We start from the raw sequence: 23742 nt of genomic DNA on the forward strand, positions 1-23742 counted from the left end.
CAGTCAGATGCACGCAAGTGACCGGTGCCGGCTGTTGCTGAACGGACACGTCGCTTTAGGGTGCGTGTCAGTGTTCGACCGTAGACTGATGGGGCAGTCAACGCTCTGAACAGCGGCTTCGAGCGCCCCATGGAGAAGGACGGACTATGTCGGAACAGGTCGGCCCAGGACAGGCGGGCTCGAACCAGGGCCCCGGCCCGCACGGGAACGGCCCGCACGGGAACCGCCCGCACGGGAATCCGCAGCCCGGACCGCGGCAGGCGATGGGCCCGCAGCAGTTCCCGGGACGACCGCCGATGGCAGGCCCGCCGATGGCAGGCCCGCCCGTGGTCGGGCCGCCGATGGCAGGACCGCCCGGTTTCGTCCGGCCGCCCCAGGTCGACCCGCGGCGCAGCGATGAGCGCTTCCGCCCGCGCCCGCAGGAGGAGCAGCGCCCGCAGGAGGAGCAGGCCCGACGCCCGCAGCAGCGCCGCGGCGATCCCGCCGGTCGACCCGTCTATCCCGGCCCCCCGGTCCACCACAGGCAGCCGGTCGGCTCGCAGCCGGGGATTCCGCACCCGGGGCAGGGACCCCGCCGAGTCTACGAACAGCCGCGCTTCGCCCCGACCGTGACACAGGAGATGCGGGTGCGCGCGTCGATGCAGACCCCCGATCACCGGGTGTCGGAGACCCCGTGGACGGGAGCGGTGCGCCGCACCCAGCCGCCCGAGGAGCCCGGTTCGACGACGAACGTCGTCCGGCTCGCGATCGCGATCCTCGCGCTGTGCGCCCTCGTCTTCGGCCTCCTCGTCATGGCCGTCGCCGGCGGCTTCCAGTTCGGGGCCAGGCTCTTCGCCCTCATCGGGCTCTCGGCGATCCCGCTCGTCGGGATCATCGCCTACGTCCTGTGGCTCGACAGGTGGAAGCCGCAGCCGAAGATCCTCCTCGGCCTCTGCCTCCTCTGGGGCGCGGTCGCCTCGGTCATCCTCACCCTCTTCGTCTCCCTCGTCGGCGAGGTCGCCCTCTTCCTCGTCGGGGTCGGCGAGATGCCCGACGTCTTCGCCACCGTCGTGCAGGCCCCGATCGTCGAGGAGACGATGAAGACCTCCCTCCTCGTCGTCCTCGTCCTCGCCGCCCGCCGGCACTTCGAAGGCCCCCTCGACGGCCTCGTCTACGGTGCCCTCATCGGCGCGGGCTTCGCCTTCACGGAGAACATCCTCTACCTCGGCACCGCATGGCAGGAGAGCACCTCGGGGCTGTGGGTCACCTTCGTCCTCCGCTGCCTGTGCTCGCCGCTGCTCCACACCGCGTTCTCGAGCTGGGCGGGGGTGACGATCGGCTTCGCCGCCCGCAAGTGGCCGTGGTGGGCCGTCGTCCTCATGTGGCTGCCCGGACTCTTCATCGGCATGTGCCTCCACGCGATCTGGAACGGGTCGATGACCGGCCTCCAGCTCATCAGTCCGATCGCCCAGATCGTCGGACTCATCGTCCTGAGCTTCATCCTCACGACCTGCTGGGTCGTTCTCGGGCTGCTGCTGCGCCGCAGCGAGCGCCTCCACACGCTCAACATGCTCGGCGACTACGCGAACTCCGGGTGGCTCTCCCACGCCGAGGCGGACATGCTCGGCACGTGGAAGGGCCGGAAGTCCGGCCGCCGGTGGGCCAAGTCGTTCCCCGGCGGCAAGGCGGAGATGGCTGAGATGATCCGGCTCGCCGGGAAGCTGTCGACGACGCGCATGCGCCTGCTCGCCGGCATCGGCGGCGGTCGTGAGAAGGAGATCGAGAACTTCGAGCTCCGCGAATTCGCCGGAGCCCGCGACCGGCTGCTCGCCGCCTCCCGCGGCGAGGCGAAGGCCGTGTCATGATCATCGTCGACATCATCATCGTCCTCCTCGGCATCGGCGCCCTCTTCGCCGGATTCCGGCAGGGCTTCGTCGTCGGACTGTGCACGGTCGTCGGCTTCGTCGTCGGGTGGATCGCCGGACGGCTGCTCTCCCCGCTCGTCGAGAACCTCTCCGCCGGCACCTCGGCGATGGAGAATCCCGGCGTCGTCGCGCTGCTCGCGGCGATGCCGCTCGTGCTCAGCGTCCTCTTCGCCTTCGCCGGCAACGGGATCGGCACGTGGATCAAACGCGCGATGGACTCCGAGCTCGGGCAGGGCATCGACGCGATCGGGGGCACCGTGACCGCTGGCGTCGTCTACGTCCTCGTCATCTGGCTCGCCGCCGGCTTCATCCGCGCCACCCCGCTCGTGGGGCCCAACCAGTGGGTCGCCGACTCCGGCGTCATCGCCGCGATCGACCGGACGATCCCGTACTCCTCGCAGAGCGCGCTCGGCGATCTCGCCTCGACCCTGCGGGCCACGGGCTTCCCGCAGGTCTTCTCCGGGCAGACCGAGGAGATCCGCGGGGTCGGCGAACCCGACGCCGACATGGTCGAGGTCGGACGCAGCGTCGAGGAGTCGGTCGTGAAGATCACGACCACCACGACGACGTGCCGGGCCGGCTCCGAGGGCTCCGGCTTCGTCTACGACGACGGGCTCGTGGCGACGAACGCCCACGTCATCGCCGGATCGACGAGCCTCGCCGTGCAGGTCGGCGGGACCGGGCGCCCCTATTCCGCCGAGGTCGTCGAATTCGATCCGGAAGCCGACGTCGCCGTCCTCCGGGTCCCCGAGCTCGACGCTCCCGCCCTCGAGTTCGGCAGTCCGCTCGGACCCGGGGACGACTCCGTCGTCGTCGGCTTCCCCGCCAACGGCCCCTACACGATCTCCCCGACGCGGGTGCGCGAGCAGATCAACGCCCGCGGCCTCGACATCTACGACCAGAGCAGCGTCGTGCGCGACGTCTACTCGCTGCGCGGCATCGTCCGCGAGGGCAATTCCGGGGGACCGCTCATCGACTCCGGCGGCAATGTCGTCGGCATGGTCTTCGCCCGCTCGGCCACCGACGAGGAGACCGGCTACGCGCTCACCCGCGCCGAGATCCGCGACGAACTCCAGGCCGGCGCGGCGAACACGACCCCGGTGCCGACGGGACAGTGCACGAGCTGAGCCCGCGCGCAGCTCAGGCGAGATCGAGCCCGGCGATGACCGCGCGGTGGTCGCTCGTGCCCTCCCCGAGGACCCTGTCCGAGGTCGCGGTGAACCCGCGGTAGAGGATGTGGTCGAGGCGGGTGACGGGGAACTGCGCCGGCCACGTGAAGCCGAAGCCCCCGCGCGCCTCGACGCGGGTGTCCTGAAGCGGCGGGACGAGCTCGTCGAAGTTCCGATCCGTCGACGCGGTGTTGAAGTCGCCGGCGACGATGATCTGCTCCGCGTCATCGCCCTCGATGACGGTCGAGAGCCGGCGCAGAGCGGCGTTGCGCATTCCCTCCTGGCCCGGCCGCACCGAGGGCATGTGGACGGCGTAGAACCGGATGTCGCCGTGATCGGTGGCGATCGTCGTCGCGAAGGCGCGCGGCCACTGCAGTCCGAGGTCGATCTCCTCCGGCGTCGACATCGGCCACTTCGACCACACGCCGAGGGTGTCGATGACCTCCGAGTGGGCGAACGAGGCATTGAGCTCGTCCTGGATGATCTGCCCGGACAGTGACGCGAGCTCCTGCATCGTGACAATGTCGGGATCGGCGGCGACGATGTTCTGCGCCGTGGCCGTCGGCTCCGGCAGGCGGGCCCCGACGTTCTGCGTGGCGACGGTGAGGTCCGGGGTGCCGGCATCGCGCGCCGGCAGGAGCGGACCGCCGAACATCACGCCCCACACGAGCGCGGGGACGAGCACGCCGATGACCGAGAGCACGGAGAACCGGAAGAGCATCATGAGCAGGACGAGCCCGATGATGATCCCCGTCCACGGCAGGATGCTCTCGACGAGCAGGGCGATGCCGCCGCGGGCGGGCAGCAGCTCGTGGAGGACGAGGAACGCGGAGTAGAGCAGGCCGACGACGAGTGCGGTGATGCCCTTCGCGGACTTCCGTGCGCGCGCGGGCCTGGGGTATGGCTGATTCATCGATTAGGAATCTTAACCGCGAACCCTGGCCTCCTGCTGGACGGGCCGTGCGACGTGCGTCTCAGTGCTGGTTCACCGATGGGCTGGATCACCGATGGCCGGGTCACCGATGTGCTGTGGCCGACCACACGGTGACGTCGGGATGCGTGTCGTAGCGGTAGCCGGCGCCGCGCATCGTGCGGATGACCGAGGAGTGCTCGCCGAGGCGGCGGCGCAGTCGGCGGATGTGGACGTCGACGGTGCGCTCGTCCGGTTCCTCGGCCCCCGACCACACGGCGGCGATGAGGGCCTCGCGCGGCAGCGTCTCATCGGCATGGGAGACGAGGGTGGCGAGGAGGTCGAACTCCTTCGTCGTGACATCGACGAGATCGCCGTCGATGCGGACCTCGCGGCGCGGGATGTCGATGCGCAGGCGCTCGGCGGGTCCGGCCTCGGTCTCGCGCAGGGTCGGCGGATGGATGCGGTTGGGAATCCGGGAGCGCACCGGGCCGTGGCTGCCGGCCGGGGTTCCCGACGCGGCGGGGGAGCCGTTGGCGACGGCGCGCACGGCGTCGATGTCGCTGCCGCGGCCCTCGGGGGCCAGGGCGATGACGGCCTGGGTCTCGGCCTGGGAGGCGAGCTCCTTCGCGTACGCCTGGAGCTCACCGGCGATCGCGGAGAGGTTCGTGCCGTCCGCGGCGGCCTTCGACTCGTCGAGGCCGATGTAGACGATGATGCCGCGCGCCGCCTTCGGCGAGGGCACGACCCCGGAGGGGCCGTAGGTGTGCGGCGGGTTCTGCGGGTCCACGGCGCTCAGCCTGGCACCGGCGCGGCGCACCGCGACAGCGCTGCGGGGGTGGACGTAGTTCGGTTCGGGATTCGGCATGTCTGTCCTCTGGGTGATGCGATGGAGTCCGCTGCGCGACGTGTCTGCACTCGTTCGCAGCCGGACAGCGGAAGGGCGATCACCGACGACGAACGCAGGGCATACACATCGATGCCGCGCGCATTCGCGCTTCGTGATTCGCAGAGGTCATGCCTTCATTATTCGTCACATGCGCGCACCCGGGCAAAGGATCGCCGGGTTCTGAGACGAGTGTGAAGTTTTGTGACGAGATCGTTCAGTCGACGATGCCGTACATCCGGTCGCCGGCGTCGCCGAGGCCGGGCACGATGTAGCCGAGCTCGTTGAGGCGCTCGTCGAGGGCGGCGGTGTAGATCTCGACGTTCGCCGAGGCCCCGTAGTCGCGTTCGATGCGCTCGACGCCCTCCGGTGCGGAGACGAGGCAGACGGCGGTGACGTCGCGGGCGCCGCGGGCGAGCAGGAAGTCGATGGCCATCGCCAGGGTCCCGCCGGTGGCAAGCATCGGGTCGACGACGAAGATCTGACGTCCGCTGAGGTCGTCGGGCAGGCGATCGGCGTACGCGGTCGGCTCGAAGGTCTCCTCGTCGCGGACCATCCCGAGGAAGCCCACCTCGGCGGTGGGGAGGATGCGCAGCATCCCGTCGAGCATGCCGAGGCCCGCGCGCAGGATCGGGACGACGACGGGACGGGGTTCGGCCATCCGAGTCCCGGTGAACGTCGCCACCGGTGTCGTGACCTCCCGGTCCTCAACGGCCAGGGACCTGGTCGCCTCGTAGGCGAGCAGCATGACGAGCTCCTCGGTGAGCTGCCGGAAGCGCGCGGAATCGGTGTTCTCATCTCGGAGAACGCTGAGCTTGTGGGCGATGAGGGGGTGGTCGGCTACGTGAAGGCGCATACTCAGATGGTACGGGAATCGGCTGTGGTGAAAGCCGGGGGAAGAGTCCACAATGGAGTCATGTCCTACTTCACTGAGATCCTTGCCGAGTCGAGCGACGGATTCCGCGCTCTCGATGTCGACGTCCGCGACGCCACGGACCTCGACAGCCTTGTCGACATGATGCGGAGTGCGGGAACCGATGACGGGGAGGCCGTCGCCGTCATCGAACACGAGGACGAATGGTTCGGTCTCGTCCGCCTCGCCGCGGACAACGAGGTCAAGGTCTTCATCTCGGATCTCGGCGCCGCCGAGCTCAGCCCGTTCGCGGAGATCTTCGCCGACTACCTCGACTCCCCGGACGACGCGTACGAGGCCGAACCCGAGGAGGAGTTCGGGCTCGATGCGGAGGAGCCGGACGCCGATGACGAGGACGACGACGTCGAGGACGAGGTCGAGATGCTCGACTTCGACGGCGACGGCGAATGGGGCGGCGACGCCGACATCTTCGCCGACCGCGGTCTGACTCCCGCCGACCTCATCGAGCAGGTCGAGAAGTACCCCTCGGATCCGGCGCGCGTCGTCGCCCACGTCGGGGAGACCGTCGGCTTCGCCGATCAGCTCGAGGCCGCCCGCTGAGCCACGACACCCGTGCCGATGAGCTCGGCTTCGGCGGGCATGCGCACTTCTCCGCGTGGATGGCCCTCGCCCTCGCCGAGGCGGCCCGGGCACCCGCGCACGACGACGTTCCCGTCGGGGCCGTCGTCCTCGACCGCGAGGGTCGGGTCATCGGGACCGGCCACAACCGGCGGGAGGTCGACGAGGATCCGCTCGGCCATGCCGAGCTGCTGGCCCTGCGGCAGGCCGCCGCGACGACCGGGCGGTGGCGCCTCGACGGGTGCACCCTCGTCGTCACCCTCGAGCCGTGCGCGATGTGCGCCGGAGCGCTCATCGGCGCCCGGGTCGCCCGCCTCGTCTTCGGCGCCTTCGACGAGAAGGCCGGAGCCGTCGGGTCGGTGTGGGATCTGCCGCGCGATCGGGCGGCGCTCCACCACCCCGAGGTCTACTCCGGGGTGCAGGAGAGCGCGGCGGCGGCCCTGCTCAGCGACTTCTTCACGGCCAAGCGGGGGACGTGACCGCACTCACCCCGATCCGATTTGGCCCGCTCCCGGCACCGACTGTATTGTTGTCGGCGGTGGCGTGTCCGAGCGGCCGAAGGTGCAACACTCGAAATGTTGTGTACGGTAACCCCGTACCGTGGGTTCAAATCCCACCGCCACCGCCAATGAAAACCCCTGGTCAGCCGGGGGTTTTCGTGTGTCCGGGCCCGTCGCGGCCAGGGTCTCGAATGGGTTGCACTTCGCCTGTGACGATTGACACACCGACCGTGAGACGCGAGACTGTCGGGATGAAATAGAAATATTTTTCCGCATCATGGAAGGATACTTCTCTTTCGTTGCGCATGTTCAAGGCGCAGGGCTGCGACGACGATGTCACAGCCGACCAAATCGAACAGTTTGAGGTGGTCCATGACAATGGCAGACAAAGAAGTGTCGAACGACGACCAGCGGCAGGACACGGACGCCGCCGCCCGCAGTTCGGGCGCACTGGACAGATTCTTCGAGATAACCAAGCGCGGTTCCTCGGTCAAGCAGGAGATCCGCGGGGGCATCGTCGCCTTCGTCGCGATGGCCTACATCGTCGTGCTCAACCCGCTCATCCTCGGCGGCTCCGCCGACGTCGCCGGCGGCACGCTCGACTTCGCTCAGCTCACGGCCGTCACCGGACTCGTCGCGGGACTCATCACGATCCTCTTCGGCGTCATCGCCAAACTGCCGTTCGCGCTCGCCGCCGGCCTGGGGATGAACAGCTTCCTCGCCGTCTCCGTCGTCCAGGAGGTGACCTGGGCCGAGGCGATGGGACTCGTCATCATCAACGGCATCATCATCGTCCTCCTCGGCGCCACCGGCATCCGCACGGCGATCTTCAACGCGGTTCCCCACGCGCTCAAGATCGCCATCACGGTCGGCATCGGCCTCTTCATCGCATTCATCGGGTTCGTCAACTCCGGCTTCGTCACCCGGACCCCGGCCGGTCCGCCCGTGCAGCTGGGACAGGACGGGTCGATCACGTCGCTGCCGACGCTCGTGTTCATCGGCGCCCTCATCCTCATCGGCGTCCTCGTCGCGCGGAAGGTGCCCGGCGGCATCCTCATCGGCATGATCGTCGCGACGATCGCCGCGATCATCATCCAGGCGTTCGCGAAGCTCGGCACCGTCGGCGACCCGGTCAACCCCGACCCGGCCGGCTGGAACCTCAGCGCACCGCAGCTGCCCGACCAGATCGTCGCGCTGCCCGACTTCGGGCTCATCGGCGCGTTCGACCTCTTCGGAGCCTTCGAGCGCATCGGCGTGCTCGCCGCGACGATGCTCGTCTTCACCCTCGTGTTCACGAACTTCTTCGACGCGATGGGCACGATGACGGGTCTGGCCCGCAGCGCGGGACTCCAGACGAAGGACGGCATGTTCCCCCGCATCCGCAGCGCCTTCGTCATCGAGGGCCTCGGCGCCGTCGCCGGCGGTGGCGCGTCCGCCTCGTCGAACACGGTGTTCGTCGACTCCGCTGCCGGCATCGCCGAAGGCGCGAGAACCGGACTGGCCGCGATCGTCACCGGTGTGCTCTTCCTCCTCTCGATGTTCTTCGCCCCGCTCATCGGCGTCATCCCGATGGAGGCCGGCGCCGCCGCCCTCGTCGTCGTCGGCGCCATGATGGTCACGCAGATCCGCGAGATCGACCTCAGCGACTTCCGCACCTCGCTGCCGGTCTTCCTCACCATGGTGACGATGCCGCTGACCTACTCGATCGCCAACGGCATCGGCGTCGGCTTCATCTCGTGGGCGCTCATCCACGCGTTCAGCCGTCGCGGACAGCACGTCCACTGGCTGCTGTGGATCGTCTCCGCCGGATTCGTCCTCTACTTCGTTCGCGGCCCCATTTCGGCTATCTTGGGAGGATGAGCATTGTGACGGAGCACACCGCGTGGGGGAAGGGGCAGATCGCCCACGGCGACTGACGCCCGCGGGGCGATGACGCCCCGCCGACCGCTCTCCGCTGCTGTTCGCATGGATAACCAGAAGTCTCGGAGAGCCAGCGCAACTGTTCCAACCATGCACTGTGCGCCTCCTCGCTGAGGCGCAGGAGGTGAGTGCGATGTCAGCGTCGACCACAGAACGCTCGGCCTGTCGGATCTCGGTCAACGGCACCGATCGCGACTTCGACGGTCCCACCCATACCAATGCCCTCGACTTCCTCCGCGGCGAGGGCCTGACCGCAGCCAAGGAAGGCTGCGCGGAAGGCGAATGCGGAGCCTGCGCGATCCTCATCGCGCGACCCGACGGCGACGGCACGACCCGCTGGACGTCGGTGAATTCCTGTCTCCTGCCGGCCGCGGCCCTCGACGGCCAGGAGGTCATCACGGCCGAGGGACTCTCGGCCGGTGACCACATCCACCCCGTCGCCGAGGAGATGGCCGTGCGCGGGGGATCCCAGTGCGGCTACTGCACACCCGGCTTCATCTGCTCGATGGCCGCCGAATACTACCGCCCCGGGCGGGAGGAGTTCGATCTCCACGCGCTCTCGGGCAACCTCTGCCGCTGCACCGGATACCGTCCGATCAAGGACGCCGCACAGGCACTCGGCACCCCAGAGGCCACCGACGCCCTGGCCGCCCGGATGGCCGACCCCGCCCCCGCCTCGGCGCCCACCGATCTCCACCGCCCCGACACCCCGACCGGGGACCTGGGCCGCTATCGCCGCCCTGCCGACCTCGCCGAGGCGCTCGGCATCCTCGCCGACGACCCCGACGTCCTCCTCGTCGCCGGCGCCACCGACTGGGGTGTCGAGGTCAACATCAAGGGCGTGCGCGCGAAGTCGCTGCTCGCCATCGACCGGTTGCCCGAGCTGCGCGGCATCCGGCGCACCGCCGACCACATCGAGATCGGCGCCGCCCTGACCCTGAGCGAGGTCGAACGCGGACTCGCCGGCAGCGTGCCGCTGCTCGGCAAGCTCTTCCCGCAGTTCGCCTCCCGTCTCATCCGCAACGGGGCGACGATCGGCGGCAACCTCGGCACCGGGTCGCCGATCGGGGACACCCCGCCGGCCCTCCTCGCCCTCGAAGCCGAGCTCGTGCTCGCCTCGCGCGACGGTGAGCGCACCGTGCCGCTCGCCGACTACTTCACCGGCTACCGGCAGACCGTGCGGAAGCCCGGCGAACTCATCTCCGCGGTGCGGATCCCCCTGCCGCTGGCACCCCTGACGTCGTTCCAGAAGATCGCGAAGCGGCGCTTCGACGACATCTCCTCCGTCGCGATCGGCTACGCCGTCGACGTCGTCGACGGGGTGGTGGTCAAGGCCCGCATCGGCCTCGGCGGAGTGGCCGCGACACCGCTGCGGGCCCGGGCGACGGAAGCCGAGCTCGAAGGCCGGCCCTGGACGCTCGAGACCGTCCACGCGGCGGCGGAGACGCTCGCCGCGGAGGGCACGCCGATGGACGACCACCGGGCGAGCGCGCAGTACCGCACGGCGATGCTCCGCTCCTCCCTCGAGCGGTTCTACGCCGAACAGCTCGCCGCGATGACCGAGGAGGCCGGACGATGAGCCAGCTGTCCCAGCGCCCCGCCGACCCCGTCGTCGGCGAGAGCCACCACCACGAAAGCGCGTTCGGCCACGTCACCGGCGCCGCCCTCTACACCGACGACCTCGTCGGGCGCCTGACCGGCGTCCTCCACGCGTTCCCGGTGAGGTCCGAGCACGCGCACGCGCGCCTCGACTCCCTCGACACCGCCCCCGCCCTCGCGGTGCCCGGGGTCGTGCGGGTCATCACCGCCGCGGACATCCCCGGCGTCAACGACCAGGGCGTCAAACACGACGAGCCGATGCTGCCCGTCGACGAGATCATGTACTTCGGCCAGCCCCTGGCCTGGGTCCTCGGCGAGGACCTCGAAGCCGCGAAGGCCGGAGCGCAGGCGGTCACCGCGGAGGTCACACCGCTGCCGTCGCTCGTCACCGTCCCCGAGGCGATCGCCGCCGGCAGCTTCCACGGCATCCAGCCGACGATCGACAAGGGGGACGTCGACGGGGCCTTCGCCGACGCCGCACACGTCTTCGAAGGGGAGTTCGAGTTCGCCGGCCAGGAGCACTTCTACCTCGAGACCCAGGCCTCGCTCGCCCACGTCGACGAGAACGGCCAGGTCTTCATCCAGTGCTCGACCCAGCATCCGACGGAGACCCAGGACATCGTCTCCCATGTCCTCGGGATCCCCGCCAACGAGGTGACCGTCCAGTGCCTGCGGATGGGCGGAGGATTCGGCGGCAAGGAGATGCAGCCCCACGGCTACGCCGCCCTCGCCGCCCTCGGCGCGAAGCTCACCGGCCGCCCCGTGCGGCTGCGGCTGAGCCGCACCCTCGACATCACGATGACCGGCAAGCGCCACGGCTTCCACTCGACCTGGCGGATCGGGTTCGACGACGACGGGCGGATCCTCGCCCTCGAGGCGACGCTCACCGCCGACGGCGGGTGGAGCCTCGACCTCTCCGAACCCGTGCTCACCCGCGCGATGTGCCACATCGACAACGCGTACTGGGTGCCCAACATCCGCGTCCACGGGCGCATCGCGAAATGCCACAAGACCTCGCAGACGGCGTTCCGCGGGTTCGGCGGACCGCAGGGGATGCTCGTCATGGAGGACATCCTCGGCCGCGTCGCCCCGCAGCTGGGCATCGACGCCGCCGAGCTGCGCCGCCGCAACTTCTACCAGGCCGGACAGGACACCCCGTACTACCAGCCCGTGCGCCATCCCGACCGGATGGAGGCGTGCTGGGATCAGGTGCTCGCCGCCGGCGACGTCGAGACCCGACGGGCGGAGATCGCCGAGTTCAACGCCGCCCACGACGACGTCAAGCGGGGGCTGGCGATCACGCCGGTGAAGTTCGGGATCTCCTTCAACCTCACCGCCTTCAACCAGGGCGGGGCCCTCGTCCTCGTCTACAAGGACGGCTCCGTCCTCGTCACCCACGGCGGCACGGAGATGGGTCAGGGCCTGCACATGAAGATGCTCCAGGTCGCGGCGACGAGTCTCGGGGTCCCGCTGTCGACGGTGCGGCTCGCGCCCACGCGCACGGACAAGGTCCCCAACACCTCGGCGACGGCGGCGAGCTCCGGCTCCGACCTCAACGGGGGAGCCGTCAAGGACGCGTGCGAGCAGATCCTCGGTCGGCTCAGGCACGTCGCCGCGGGCCTCCTCGGGGCGCCCGCCCACGAGGTCGAGATCAGCCGCGGCATCGTCAGCGCTCTCTCGTCGGCGAAGACGATCACGTGGGAGGAGCTCATCAACACCGCGTACTTCCAGCGGATCCAGCTCTCGGCCTCCGGCTTCTACCGCACCGAGGGACTCCACTGGAACCTCTCGGAGATGCGCGGGGAGCCGTTCAAGTACTTCGCGTACGGGGCGGCCGTCAGCGAGGTCGAGGTCAGCCGCTTCGACGGCTCGTACACGCTGCGCCGCGTCGACATCGTCCACGACGTCGGGGATTCGCTCTCCCCGCTCATCGACCTCGGCCAGATCGAGGGCGGCTTCGTCCAGGGCGCCGGGTGGCTCACGCTCGAGGACCTGCGCTGGGACGACAGCGACAAGCCCAGCCGCGGACGGCTGGCGACGCAGGCCGCGAGCACGTACAAGATCCCGAGCTTCTCCGAGATGCCCGAGGTCTTCAACGTCGCGCTGCTGGAGAAGGCCCACGAGGAGGGCGCGGTCTACGGCTCGAAGGCCGTCGGCGAACCCCCGCTCATGCTCGCGTTCTCCGTCCGCGAGGCCCTGCGGGAGGCCGTCGGCGCCTTCGGGGCCCCGGGCACCGTCGTCGAACTCGCGTCCCCGGCGACCCCGGAGGCCGTGTTCTGGGCACTCGAGGCCGTCCGCTCCCGGGAGCCCGTGCCGTCATGACCTGGATGGACACCGCAGCCGAGCTTCGCAGCGCTCGGGTGCCGGCCGTCCTCGTCACCCTCGCCTCGGTCCGGGGGCACGCTCCCCGGGAAGCCGGTGCGAAGATGATCGTCTCCGCCGATGACCTCTTCGGGACCATCGGCGGGGGCAATCTCGAGATGACGGCCGTCACCCGTGCCCGCGCACTCCTCGACGGCGGGGAGAGCGAACCCGAGATGCTCAGCCTGCGGCTCAACGACAAGGCCCCGGCGCAGTACGGGCGGCAGTGCTGCGGGGGAGAGGTCACCCTCCTCCTCGAACCGCTGCCCGTGCCCGCCGTCGTCGCGATCTTCGGGATCGGCAACATCGGGCTCGAACTCACCCGCATTCTCTCCCGCCACGACATCGACCTCCATGTGTCCGATTCGCGGCCCGAGCAGCTGAGCGAACTCGACCATCTCGAAGCCCCGGTGGCCGCCGTGACCCGCCACTTCGCCGTCGTCGGCGAAGAGGTGCTGATGAGCCTGCCCGCCGGCGCGCACGTGCTCATCATGACCCACGACCACGCCGAGGACCTCCACCTCTGCGCCGCCGCGCTCACGCGCGGAGACTTAGGCTCCATCGGCCTCATCGGCTCGAGCGCGAAATGGCAGCGCTTCCGCCGGGCCCTCCAGACCGAAGGGCATGCGCCCGAGGCCGTCGACACGATCATGTGCCCGATCGGCCTGCCCGCAGTCAGCGGCAAGCGCCCGGCGACGATCGCCGTGAGCGTCGCCGGCGACCTGCTCAGCCGCCTGCCCTGACCCGATCCATTCCACCTTCCAGACTTCAGGAGTCCACCCCATGCAGATCTTCCGTGCCCGCATCCTCGACACCCCGACCGATCCGTTCACCGGCGGCACCCTGCGCAGCGACGCCGATGTCGCGCTCGTCGTCGACGCCGGCCGCATCGTCGCCCGCACCGACTTCGCGACCGCGCGGGAGCGCCACCCCTACGCCGAGGTCGTCGACCTCCGCTCAGGGGTCCTCCTGCCCGGGTTCGTCGACACCCACGTCCACTACCCGCAGGTCCGGGCGATCGGCCACCTCGGCAAGCCGCTCCTCGACTGGCTCGACGAGGCGGCCCTGCCCGAGGAGTCGAAGCTCGGCGACGACGCCTACGCCCGTGCCGTGGCCCACGAGTTCCTCACCGGCCTGACCTCGGCGGGGACCACCTCGGCGATGGTCTTCGGATCGCACTTCGCCTCCGCCGTCGACATCCTCTTCGCCTCCGCCGCCGAGGTGGGGCTGAGGATGACGACGGGACTGGTCACCAGCGACCGCAACCTCCCCGAGGTCCTCCTCACCGACGTCGACCGCTCGGTGGCCGAGAGCCAGGAGCTCATCGACCGCTGGCACGGGAGAGGACGGCTGCGCTTCGCGGTGACCCCGCGGTTCTCCTTCTCCGCCGGACCCGAGCTGCTCGCCGCCGGCGGCGGTCTCGTCAGGGACAACCCGGGCATCTGGGTGACCTCCCACCTCAACGAGAACCGCGACGAGATCACCGGGGTCGCAGAGATCCATCCCGAGTCCCGCGACTACCTCGACACCTACGATCGGGCCGGGCTGCTCGGCGCGCAGACGATCCTCGCCCACAACGTCCACCCCACCGACCGGGAGCTGACGCGGATGGCCGAGGTCGGGGCTGCGGCCGCGCACTGCCCGACGTCGAATTCCGCCCTCGCGAGCGGATTCTTCCCGCTGCGCCGCCACCTCGACGCCGGGGTTCCGGTCGCGCTCGGCTCCGACGTCGGCGCCGGCATCGGGTTCTCCCTGCTCAAGGAGGGCGTGCAGGCGTACTTCATGCAGCAGCTCGACCCGGCCGGAGGCGTCCCGCTGACGTCGACGCACCTCCTTCACCTTGCGACGACGGCCGGGGCCGCAGCGCTCGGGCTGGACGCCGAGGTCGGCGACCTGTCGGTGGGCAAGCGCTTCGACGCCGTGTGGATCGACCCGGCGGCCGGGCAGCCGCTCGACGTCGGCATCGCGCATGCGGGCTCCGATGAGGATGCGCTGGCGAAGATCTTCGCCCTCGGCACCCCCGCCGACGTCTCCCGCGTGTGGATCGACGGCGAGCTCGTCAAGGGCTGAGTCTCCGGTGCAGGGGTCTTGACTCTCCGCGCCGACGATGCGTATGCTGATTTCATCCAACGGAAACTAACTTCCGTAATATGGAAACTCGCAGAGTCGCGAAGGAGACCCCGATGTCGTTCGACTTCACTCAGGCAGACAGCTACATCCTCAACTGCTCCACCCTGCTCACCGAACTCCCGGTGCTCGAGCGCGCCCAGGCGGCGAAGGACGCAGGCTTCGACAAGGTCGAGTTCTGGTGGCCCTTCGACGGCAACCCGACCCCGAGCCAGGACGAGGTCGACGCCTTCGTCGCCTCGCTCGAGAACGCCGGAGTCGAGCTCAAGGGGCTGAACTTCTGGGCCGGCGACATGGCCGGCGGCGACCGCGGGATGATCTCGATCCCCGGCGCGCAGGCCGACGTCGCCGCGAACGCGGCCATCGTCGCCGAGATCGGCCGCCGCACCGGCTGCCGGGCGTTCAACGCCCTCTACGGCCTCAGGCTCGCAGACTCGACCCCGGAGGAGCAGGACGCCGTGGCACTGGAGAACCTCGCCGTCGTCGCCGCCGCGGTCGAGGGCACCGTCCTCGTCGAGCCGATCTCCGGGGCCGAGGCCTACCCGCTCAAGACCGCGGCCGAGGCCGCCGCCGTCGTCGACCAGGTGCGGGCCGCGGGGACGGAGAACATCGCCGTCCTCGCCGACTTCTACCACCTCGCCGTCAACGGCGACGACGTCGCCGCGGCCATCGAGACCGGGGCCGCGAGCTTCGGACACATCCAGATCGCCGACGCCGAGGGCCGCGGGGCTCCGGGCACCGGGCAGCTCCCGCTCGAGGCCTGGATCGCCCGCTCGCTCGAGCTCGGCTACTCCGGCGGCATCGCCCTCGAGTACAAGCAGGACCGCGACACCGCCTTCGCGTGGCTCGCCCGCTGACCCATCGACTACGACCAGTAAGGACTTCCATCATGAGCACAACAATCGGATTCATCGGACTCGGCATCATGGGACTGCCGATGGCGAAGAACCTCGTCAAGGCCGGCTTCACCGTGCGCGGCTACAATCGCACCCCGGCGAAGGCGCAGGAGCTCGCCGCCGCCGGCGGTGAGGCCGCGGACTCGATCGCCGAGGCGGTCGCCGGCGCCCAGTTCATCATCACGATGGTCCCCGACTCACCCGATGTCGAGGCCGTGCTCACCGGCGACGACGGCATCCTCGCCGCCGCTGACGCCGGTGCGACGTGGATCGACTTCTCGACGATCCGCCCCGATGTCGCCAAGGATCTCGCCGCCCAGGCGAAGGAGGCCGGCCTCAAACCGCTCGACGCACCCGTCTCCGGCGGCGAGCCCGGCGCGATCGACGGCGTGCTCTCGATCATGGTCGGCGGCGAGGAAGCCGACTTCGACGCCGCCGCGGATGTCTTCGACGCCGTCGGCAAGACGATCGTCCGCGTCGGACCCTCGGGCTCGGGGCAGACCGTCAAGGCCGCGAACCAGCTCATCGTCGCCGGCAACATCGGACTCCTCGCCGAGGCGGTCGTCTTCCTCGAGGCCTACGGCGTCGAGACCGCCTCCGCGCTCCAGGTCCTCGGCGGCGGTCTCGCCGGATCGAAGGTGCTCGAGCAGAAGGGGCAGAAGATGCTCGACCGCGAGTTCGCCCCCGGCTTCCGCCTCGCGCTGCACCACAAGGACATGGGCATCGTCACCGCCGCCGCCCGCGAGGCCGGCGTGGCGATCCCGCTCGGCGCCGCCGTCGCCCAGCTCGTCGCCGCCACCGTCGCCCAGGGCAACGGCGGCCTCGACCACTCGGGTCTCCTCACCGTCGTCGAACAGCTCTCGGGTTCGGGCGACACCGCCGCGGACGACACCGCCGCGGCGCAGGAGACCACGGCTCAGGAAGGGGCGGCGTGATGACGAGAATGCGCGCAGTCGACGCGATCGTCCTCATCCTCGAAAAGGAGGGCGCGACCGAGACCTTCGGCCTGCCCGGTGCCGCGATCAACCCGCTCTACTCGGCGATGCGGGCCCACGGCGGCATCCGCCACACGCTGGCCCGCCACGTCGAGGGCGCCTCGCACATGGCCGACGGCTACACCCGGGCAGCGGCCGGCAACATCGGCGTGTGCCTGGGCACCTCGGGCCCGGCCGGCACGGACATGATCACCGGACTCTACGCCGCGGCCGCTGACTCCCAGCCGATCCTCTGCATCACCGGGCAGGCGCCGGTGGCCGTGCTCGACAAGGAGGACTTCCAGGCCGTCGACATCGCCGCGATCGCCGCACCGGTGACGAAGATGGCGAAGACCGTCCTCGAAGCCGGTCAGGTGCCCGGCGTGTTCCAGAAGGCGTTCCAGCTCATGCGCTCGGCCCGCCCCGGACCCGTCCTCATCGACCTGCCGATCGACGTCCAGCAGACGGAGATCGACTTCGACATCGACACCTACGAACCGCTCGGGGTCGACAAGCCGGCAGCCACCTCGGCGCAGGCGGAGAAGATCCTCGATCTCATCGCCGCGGCGAAGCACCCGCTCATCATCGCCGGCGGCGGGATCATCAATGCCGATGCCGCGGATCGCCTCGTCGAATTCGCCGAGCTCACCTCGATCCCCGTCTCGCCGACGCTCATGGGCTGGGGGACGATCCCCGACAGCCACCCGCTGGCCGCCGGCATGGTCGGCATCCAGACGCATGTGCGCTACGGCAACGCCTCGTTCCTCGACTCCGACCTCGTCATCGGCATCGGCAACCGGTGGGCCAACCGCCACACCGGCGACCTCGCCGTCTACCGCAAGGGTCGGACGTTCGTCCACATCGACATCGAGCCGACGCAGATCGGGCGCGTCTTCGCGCCGGACTACGGCGTCGTCTCCGACGCCGGTGCCGCCCTCGACGCCCTGCTCGCGGCCGCGCGGGCACGCACGGGCGCCGCGGCGCTGCCGGACTTCACGGAGTGGGCCGGCCAGTGCACGGCGCGGAAGGCGACGGAGCACCGGAAGACGAACTACACGGAGAAGCCGATCAAGCCGCAGCGCGTCTACCAGGAGATGAACGCGGCCTTCGGCGAGGACGTCACGTACGTCTCGACGATCGGGCTCAGCCAGATCGCGGGCGCGCAGATGCTCCACGTCTACCGGCCCCGGCACTGGATCAACGCCGGCCAGGCGGGTCCGCTCGGCTGGACGGGACCGGCGGCGCTCGGCGTCGCGAAGGGCAAACCGGGGGAGACGGTCGTCGCGCTCTCCGGCGACTACGACTTCCAGTTCATGATCGAGGAGCTCGCCGTCGGGGCGCAGCACAAGATCCCCTACGTCCACGTCGTCGTCAACAACTCCTACCTCGGCCTCATCCGGCAGTCGCAGCGCGGATTCGAGATGGACTATCAGGTCTCGCTCGCCTTCGACAACATCAACGCCTCCGGGGAGTCCGCGGGCTACGGCGTCGACCACGTCGCCGTCGCGCAGGGGCTCGGCTGCAAGGCGCTGCGCGTCGAGGACCCCGAGCTCATCGGCGAGGGTCTGCGGGTGGCCAAGGAGCTCATGGAGGAGCACCAGGTGCCCGTCGTCGTCGAGATCATCCTCGAGCGCGTCACGAACATCTCGATGGGTCTCGCGCTCGACGCGATCAACGAGTTCGACGTCCTCGCGCAGACCCCGGCCGATGCCCCGACGGCGCTCACCCCGCTGAGCGAGCTCGTCGCGGCGAAGTGAGGAGCACCGCACCGGTGCTTCGGTATACCATGGCCCCGTGAGCGGGGCAGCCGACGGTCGGCGGGACACTGAGTCGCCGGGACACTGAGTCGTCGGGACACTGAGGAGGAATCCATGAGCACACCCACCACTGCGACCGATGCCGGGACCGGCACCGAGGCGGTCGATCTCATCATCCGCGCCCGCCGGGCGATCCTGCCCGCAGGCGTCGGACCCGCCGAGGTGGCGGTCAGGGACGGCGTCATCGTCGCGGTCGCCGCCGACGGCGAGGACCTTGCGGCGACCGCCTCGGCGGACACGCGGATCGTCGAGGTCGACGACACCCGCGTGCTCCTGCCCGGGCTCGTCGACACCCACGTCCACGTCAACGACCCCGGCCGCAGCGAGTGGGAGGGATTCGCCTCGGCGACCCGGGCCGCGGCCGCCGGCGGGGTGACGACGATCGTCGACATGCCGCTCAACTCCCTGCCGCCGACCGTCGACGTCGCGGCGCTGGAGACGAAGCGGGCCGTCGCCGGTCCCAAGGCCTTCGTCGACGTCGGCTTCTGGGGTGGGGCGATCCCCGGCAACCGCGACGATCTGCGCCCCCTCCACGACGCCGGAGTCTACGGGTTCAAGTGCTTCCTCGAGGACTCCGGAGTCGAGGAGTTCCCGCCGCTGACGCCTGCGGAGATGACGGCCGACCTCGCCGAGATCGCGAGCTTCGACGGTCTCCTCATCGTCCACGCCGAGGACCACGGAGTCATGGCCACGGCGCCGACGGCGCACGGCCAGAAGTTCGCCGACTTCCTCGCCTCGCGTCCGCGCGAGGCCGAGAACGTCGCGATCGCCCACGTCATCGAGGCGGCGCGGGAGACCGGCGGGCGGGCCCACATCCTCCACCTGTCCTCGGCCGACGCCCTGCCGCAGATCGCCGCGGCGAAGGCCGAGGGGGTGAGGCTCACCGTCGAGACGTGCCCGCACTACCTCGTCCTCACCGCCGAGGAGATCCCCGACGGGGCGACGACCCACAAGTGCTGCCCGCCGATCCGGGAGGAGTCCAACCGCGAGGCGCTGTGGCAGGGACTCATCGACGGGACCATCGACTGCATCGTCTCCGACCACTCGCCGTCGACGGCCGAGCTCAAACTCCTCGACTCCGGTGACTTCGGTGCCGCGTGGGGCGGGATCTCGTCCCTGCAGCTCGGCCTCTCGCTCGTGTGGACGGAGGCGGCGCGGCGCGGCATCGATCTCGCCGAGGTGGTCCGCTGGATGTCCGCGGCCCCGGCCGCCGTCGCCCGTGTCACGGGCAAGGGCGCGATCGCCGTGGGCGGCGACGCCGACTTCGCCGTCTTCGCTCCCGACGAGGAGTGGACGGTGTCGGCGACCGAGCTCTACCACCGCAACCAGATCACCGCGTACGATCAGCGCGTCGTCCGCGGCCGGGTCACCGACACGCTGCTCGGCGGTGCTCCCGTCGACTTCACTGTCCCGCACGGCAGGCTCCTCACCGCTCGCTGAGCGCCGAGCGATCCCGCCTGAACAGCCCTCCGGGCGCTCAGTCACGCGGCTGAGCGCCCGGAGGGCTGTCTCGGGTCAGACGTCTCGGGTCAGACGTCGAGGGTCTCGCGGAGGCGGCGGACGTGGCCGTCGGCGGAGACGTTGTACTCGGCGAGGCTGAGCGCACCCGACTCGTCGACGACGAAGGTCGAGCGCAGCGTGCCCTCGACGGTCCGATCGCCGATGGTCTTCTCCCCGTAGCTGCCGTAGGCCTTCGCGACGGCCGCATCCGGGTCGGAGAGCAGCGGGAAGGTCAGCGATTCGTCTGCGGCGAAGGCCTGGAGCGCCTCGGGGCCGTCGGGGGAGACCCCGAGCACCTCGAAGCCCGCCGCGGTCAGCGACGCGAGGTTGTCGCGGAAGTCGCACGCCTCGGTCGTGCAGCCCGGCGTCGCCGCCTTCGGGTAGAAGTAGAGGATGAAGCGCTTGCCGCTCAGGTCCGCCTTCGAATGGGTCCGTCCGTTCGCATCCTGCAGGGAGAAGTCCGGTGCCTGCTGTCCGACAGTGAGTGTGTTCGCCATGATCAGTGCCCTTTCTGTTGGTGTCCGGCCGCCACGAGCGCACACGCGTGCGCGGCGGTCGCTTCGATGAGCTCCTCGGCGCGTGCCGAGAGTTCGGGGAGGTCCGCCGGTCCGGGCGCGATCGAGAGCGCGGCGGTGATGCCGGCCTCCCGGCACTCGGCGGGGGTGAGTCCGACGCGTCCGGCGACGACGATGATGCTCGCCGAGGCAGGGCTGTGGTCCCGCACGGCCGCGACGACCTTGCCCCCGAGAGACTGGGAGTCGAACGATCCCTCGCCGGTGAGGACGAGGTCGGCGCCGGCGAGGGCCTCGGTGAGCCCGACCGCCTCGGCGACCATGCGCGAGCCCGGGACGACCTCGGCGCCGAGGAGCGCGGTGAGCGCCAGCGGGATCCCCCCGGCCGCCCCGAACCCGGGGGTCGCGGCATGCTCGCTGCCGAGCACCTCGGCGAAATGGGCGAGGTTGTCATCGAGGCGCGTCACGGTCGCGGCGTCGGCGCCCTTCTGCGGGCCGAAGACGGCCGCTGCCCCGCGCGGGCCGGTGAGCGGATTGTCGACGTCGACGGCGATGCGCCACGACACGGTGCGGGCGCGCGGGTCGAGACCGGAGGCGTCGACGGCGGCGAGTCCGGAGAGTCCGCCGCCGCCGGGGGCGATCGGCTCCCCGGCGGAGTCGGTGAGGGCGGCGCCGAGGGCCGCGACGATCCCGGCGCCGCCGTCGGTGCTCGCCGAGCCGCCGATGCACAGGAGGATCTCGTCGACGCCGTCGTTAAGCACCTGGGCGGCGATGAGGCCGACGCCGTACGTGCCGGCGCGTTCGGGGTCGAGGGGGACGTCGGAGACCTGGGGGAGGCCGTTGGCCTGGGCGGCTTCGATGACCGCGGTCCTGCCATCGGCGGAGAGCCCGTAGCGGGCGGTCGTCGGACGGCCGAGGGCGTCGACGACGTCGACGGTGCGCGCCGGCGTTCCCCACACCGCGAGGAGGGCCTCGAGGGTGCCCTCGCCGCCGTCGGCGAAGGGCAGCTCGGTGATCGTCGCGGCCGGGAAGGCCTGCCGGGCCCCGCGCGCGAGCGCCGCCGCGGCCGCGGGTGCGCCGGCGGAGCCCTTGAAGGAATCGGGGGCGCAGACGATCGTCGGAGTCATAGCCACATTCAACCTCACCGATTCTCTCGACACCACTGTCGATGGCACCGCGATCGGCGCCGTCGCTGTTCATGATACGGAAGAAACTTTCCGAAATCGACTGCGCGGTGCGGAAAAAGGATTTGACATCCCGGCGAGAGGCAGGCCACACTCGTGGAAACGAATGGAAGAGAACTTCCGAGATGCGAAACGAGGTCGATGTGGACCTGATCGAATTCGATCGGCTGCCGGCGGGCGAGGCCCGCGACGTGGTGCGCCCGTGCCTCGACGTCGACCGCTGGATCGACACCGTCGTCGCCGGTCGCCCCTTCGAGTCGGTCGCGGCGGCCGCCGAGTTCGCCCGCACCGCCGCCTCGCCCCTGCAGCCGCAGGAGATCGAGGCCGCGCTGGCCCATCATCCCCGGATCGGGGAGAAGGCCGAAGGCGACTCCGCCGAGGCGGCCCATTCCTCCCGTGAGCAGGCGGGCCTCGGCGCGCTCGAGACCGACGTCGAAGAGCGTCTGCGCGCCGGCAACGCCGCGTACGAGGAGCGCTTCGACCGGGTCTTCCTCATCCGCGCCGCGGGCCGCACGCCTGCGGAGATCCTCTCCGAACTCGACCGCCGGATGGCCAATTCCGATGACGAGGAGATCGCCGAGGTGGGCGCTCAGCTCATCGAGATCGCCGTCATCCGACTGGAAGGAATCCTCTCGTGAGCTTCATCTCCGCCCACGCCCTCGACTCGACCGCCGGCACCCCCGCCGCCGACCTCGCCGTGACGCTGCTCAGCGGTGAGGAGACGCTCGCGCAGGCGCGCACGGACGCCGGCGGGCGGGTCTCCGAACTCGGCCCCGAGACCCTCGATCCCGGCACGTACCGGATCGTCTTCGGCACCGGCGAGTACTTCACCGCCCGCGGCCAGGACCACTTCCACCCGCAGGTGACGATCGACTTCACCGTCGCCCCGGGCGAGACCCACTACCACATCCCGCTTCTGCTCAGCCCCTTCGCCTACAGCACGTATCGGGGCAGCTGAGGCCCGCACATCGTCATCAGGGGAAGCAGGCCCCCTGCAGGATCTCCATCCTCAACAAACCGCCGAAGCCGACCGGGAGACAACCGGCGGCCTCGTCAGATATCCGGGCTGTCGCGCACGCGCGGCGGCACTACGAGGAGTACGCAATGAGCACTGTGAAACTGACGACGAACCAGTACGGCAAGGCGGAGAACCGACTCATGCGGGTCTACCGCGACTCGGACCGCCATGAGATCCGCGACCTCAATGTCACCTCCCAGCTGTGGGGCGACTTCGAGACCGCGCACACCGAGGGCGACAACGAGCACGTCGTCGCCACCGACACCCAGAAGAACACGATCTTCGCGAAGGCCAAGGAGCTCGGCGTGTCCTCGCCCGAGCAGTTCCTCCTCGGGCTCGCCGACCACTTCACCGGCAGCTTCGACTGGGTGAGCGGCGGACGCTGGGAGGCCGAGGAGTTCGGCTGGGACCGCATCAACGACCACGACCACTCGTTCTACCGGGCGGCCCCGGAGATCCGCACGGTCGTGCTCACCCGCGACGGCGACACGGACACGCTGATCTCCGGCTTCCGCGACCTCACGGTGCTCAAGACGACGGAGTCGGGCTTCGTCGGCTACCCGAAGGACAAGTACACGTCCCTGCCGGAGACCGAGGACCGGATCCTGGCGACCGACATCGCCACCCGGTGGATCTACAACACCACGGACCTCGACTTCGACCAGACGTATGAGAAGGTCAAGGGCATCATCCTCGAGGCGTTCACCGACCACTACTCGAAGGCCCTCCAGCAGACCCTCTACATGATGGGCGAGAGGGTCATCAGCGAGGTCCCGGAGATCGACGAGATCCGCTTCTCGTGCCCGAACAAGCACCACTTCCTCTACGACATCGAGCGCTTCGGCCTCGAGAACCCGAACGAGGTCTTCATCGTCGCCGACCGTCCCTACGGCCTCATCGAGGCGACCTTCACCCGTGACGGGGTGGAGGAGTCGAAGAGCGCCTGGACGAACATCGCCGGGTTCTGCTGACC

At 70.0% G+C, this 23742-nt stretch carries 21 protein-coding genes and 1 tRNA gene; 17 read left to right on the forward strand and 5 right to left on the reverse strand.

Going from position 1 to position 23742, the window contains the following annotated elements:
• Window positions 1-146: 146 nt before the first annotated feature.
• Window positions 147-1844, forward strand: a complete 1698-nt coding sequence (locus ACFQ91_RS06920) for a PrsW family intramembrane metalloprotease (RefSeq protein ID WP_249120910.1) — start codon at window positions 147-149, stop codon at window positions 1842-1844.
• Complete coding sequence (locus ACFQ91_RS06925; RefSeq protein ID WP_198500576.1) at window positions 1841-3031, forward strand: MarP family serine protease; 1191 nt, start codon at window positions 1841-1843, stop codon at window positions 3029-3031. Before ACFQ91_RS06920 ends, ACFQ91_RS06925 begins: the two co-directional genes overlap by 4 nt.
• A 13-nt stretch (window positions 3032-3044) precedes the next feature.
• Here the strand turns inward: ACFQ91_RS06925 and ACFQ91_RS06930 are convergent, their stop codons facing one another.
• The 3 genes from ACFQ91_RS06930 to upp form a co-directional block, all read right to left on the reverse strand.
• A complete protein-coding gene (locus ACFQ91_RS06930; protein ID WP_344251414.1) occupies window positions 3045-3986 on the reverse strand; it encodes an endonuclease/exonuclease/phosphatase family protein in 942 nt (313 codons plus the stop codon).
• A 103-nt stretch (window positions 3987-4089) separates the two neighbouring features.
• Window positions 4090-4851, reverse strand: coding sequence for a winged helix-turn-helix domain-containing protein (locus tag ACFQ91_RS06935; protein ID WP_198500578.1), 762 nt, complete (start codon window positions 4849-4851; stop codon window positions 4090-4092).
• Window positions 4852-5086: 235 nt separating this feature from the next.
• Window positions 5087-5725 carry a uracil phosphoribosyltransferase gene (gene upp / locus ACFQ91_RS06940; RefSeq protein ID WP_198500579.1) on the reverse strand — a complete coding sequence of 213 codons (639 nt, stop codon included), beginning with the start codon at window positions 5723-5725 and terminating at the stop codon, window positions 5087-5089.
• Between the two features lie 60 nt (window positions 5726-5785).
• Between upp and ACFQ91_RS06945 the strand changes: the two genes are divergently transcribed.
• From ACFQ91_RS06945 to allB, 12 genes are all read left to right on the forward strand, one after another.
• Window positions 5786-6343, forward strand: a complete 558-nt coding sequence (locus tag ACFQ91_RS06945) for a tRNA adenosine deaminase-associated protein (RefSeq protein ID WP_344251413.1) — start codon at window positions 5786-5788, stop codon at window positions 6341-6343.
• Window positions 6344-6402: 59 nt separating this feature from the next.
• The gene (locus ACFQ91_RS06950; RefSeq protein ID WP_344251412.1) at window positions 6403-6840 is read left to right on the forward strand and encodes a nucleoside deaminase; all 438 of its coding nucleotides are present in this window, start codon (window positions 6403-6405) and stop codon (window positions 6838-6840) included.
• A 58-nt stretch (window positions 6841-6898) separates the two neighbouring features.
• A tRNA-Ser gene (locus ACFQ91_RS06955) sits at window positions 6899-6989 on the forward strand.
• A 250-nt stretch (window positions 6990-7239) separates the two neighbouring features.
• Window positions 7240-8721 (forward strand): NCS2 family permease, encoded by a 1482-nt coding sequence (locus ACFQ91_RS06960; RefSeq protein WP_232623839.1) that lies wholly within the window; start codon window positions 7240-7242, stop codon window positions 8719-8721.
• A 193-nt stretch (window positions 8722-8914) separates the two neighbouring features.
• Window positions 8915-10360 (forward strand): FAD binding domain-containing protein, encoded by a 1446-nt coding sequence (locus ACFQ91_RS06965; protein ID WP_344251411.1) that lies wholly within the window; start codon window positions 8915-8917, stop codon window positions 10358-10360.
• Window positions 10357-12702: a xanthine dehydrogenase molybdopterin binding subunit gene (xdhB, locus tag ACFQ91_RS06970; protein WP_344251410.1), complete on the forward strand. Its 2346-nt coding sequence runs from the start codon at window positions 10357-10359 to the stop codon at window positions 12700-12702. Before ACFQ91_RS06965 ends, xdhB begins: the two co-directional genes overlap by 4 nt.
• 5 nt (window positions 12703-12707) lie before the next feature.
• A complete protein-coding gene (gene xdhC, locus ACFQ91_RS06975; RefSeq protein ID WP_344258472.1) occupies window positions 12708-13484 on the forward strand; it encodes a xanthine dehydrogenase accessory protein XdhC in 777 nt (258 codons plus the stop codon).
• Between the two features lie 40 nt (window positions 13485-13524).
• Complete coding sequence (gene guaD / locus ACFQ91_RS06980; RefSeq protein WP_344251408.1) at window positions 13525-14811, forward strand: guanine deaminase; 1287 nt, start codon at window positions 13525-13527, stop codon at window positions 14809-14811.
• Between the two features lie 80 nt (window positions 14812-14891).
• Window positions 14892-15725 (forward strand): TIM barrel protein, encoded by an 834-nt coding sequence (locus tag ACFQ91_RS06985; RefSeq protein WP_344258470.1) that lies wholly within the window; start codon window positions 14892-14894, stop codon window positions 15723-15725.
• Window positions 15722-16699, forward strand: coding sequence for a 2-hydroxy-3-oxopropionate reductase (locus ACFQ91_RS06990; RefSeq protein ID WP_282959878.1), 978 nt, complete (start codon window positions 15722-15724; stop codon window positions 16697-16699). Before ACFQ91_RS06985 ends, ACFQ91_RS06990 begins: the two co-directional genes overlap by 4 nt.
• Window positions 16699-18495, forward strand: coding sequence for a glyoxylate carboligase (gcl, locus tag ACFQ91_RS06995; protein WP_211978088.1), 1797 nt, complete (start codon window positions 16699-16701; stop codon window positions 18493-18495). The genes ACFQ91_RS06990 and gcl overlap by 1 nt, the downstream gene beginning before the upstream one ends.
• A 114-nt stretch (window positions 18496-18609) precedes the next feature.
• Entirely contained in the window at window positions 18610-19995 is a 1386-nt protein-coding gene (gene allB, locus ACFQ91_RS07000) for an allantoinase AllB (protein WP_211978087.1), read from the forward strand.
• Between the two features lie 89 nt (window positions 19996-20084).
• On the opposite strand, the gene ACFQ91_RS07005 is transcribed toward allB, so the two are convergent.
• Complete coding sequence (locus ACFQ91_RS07005; RefSeq protein ID WP_211978086.1) at window positions 20085-20552, reverse strand: peroxiredoxin; 468 nt, start codon at window positions 20550-20552, stop codon at window positions 20085-20087.
• A gap of 2 nt (window positions 20553-20554) precedes the next feature.
• Complete coding sequence (locus ACFQ91_RS07010; RefSeq protein WP_211978085.1) at window positions 20555-21694, reverse strand: glycerate kinase; 1140 nt, start codon at window positions 21692-21694, stop codon at window positions 20555-20557.
• Window positions 21695-21894: 200 nt separating this feature from the next.
• On the opposite strand from ACFQ91_RS07010, the gene uraD reads away from it, so the two are divergent.
• The 3 genes from uraD (at window position 21895) to pucL (ending at window position 23740) form a co-directional block, all read left to right on the forward strand.
• A complete protein-coding gene (gene uraD, locus ACFQ91_RS07015) occupies window positions 21895-22389 on the forward strand; it encodes a 2-oxo-4-hydroxy-4-carboxy-5-ureidoimidazoline decarboxylase (RefSeq protein WP_249120909.1) in 495 nt (164 codons plus the stop codon).
• On the forward strand, window positions 22386-22709 hold the full coding sequence (uraH, locus tag ACFQ91_RS07020) for a hydroxyisourate hydrolase (protein ID WP_198500594.1): 324 nt from the start codon (window positions 22386-22388) through the stop codon (window positions 22707-22709). Before uraD ends, uraH begins: the two co-directional genes overlap by 4 nt.
• Before the next feature lie 146 nt (window positions 22710-22855).
• A complete protein-coding gene (gene pucL, locus ACFQ91_RS07025) occupies window positions 22856-23740 on the forward strand; it encodes a factor-independent urate hydroxylase (protein WP_211978083.1) in 885 nt (294 codons plus the stop codon).
• Window positions 23741-23742: the final 2 nt, after the last annotated feature.

It is taken from the genome of Brevibacterium sp. NPDC056726, assembly GCF_042790515.1.
GTDB classification, from domain to species: Bacteria; Actinomycetota; Actinomycetes; order Actinomycetales; family Brevibacteriaceae; genus Brevibacterium; species Brevibacterium sanguinis.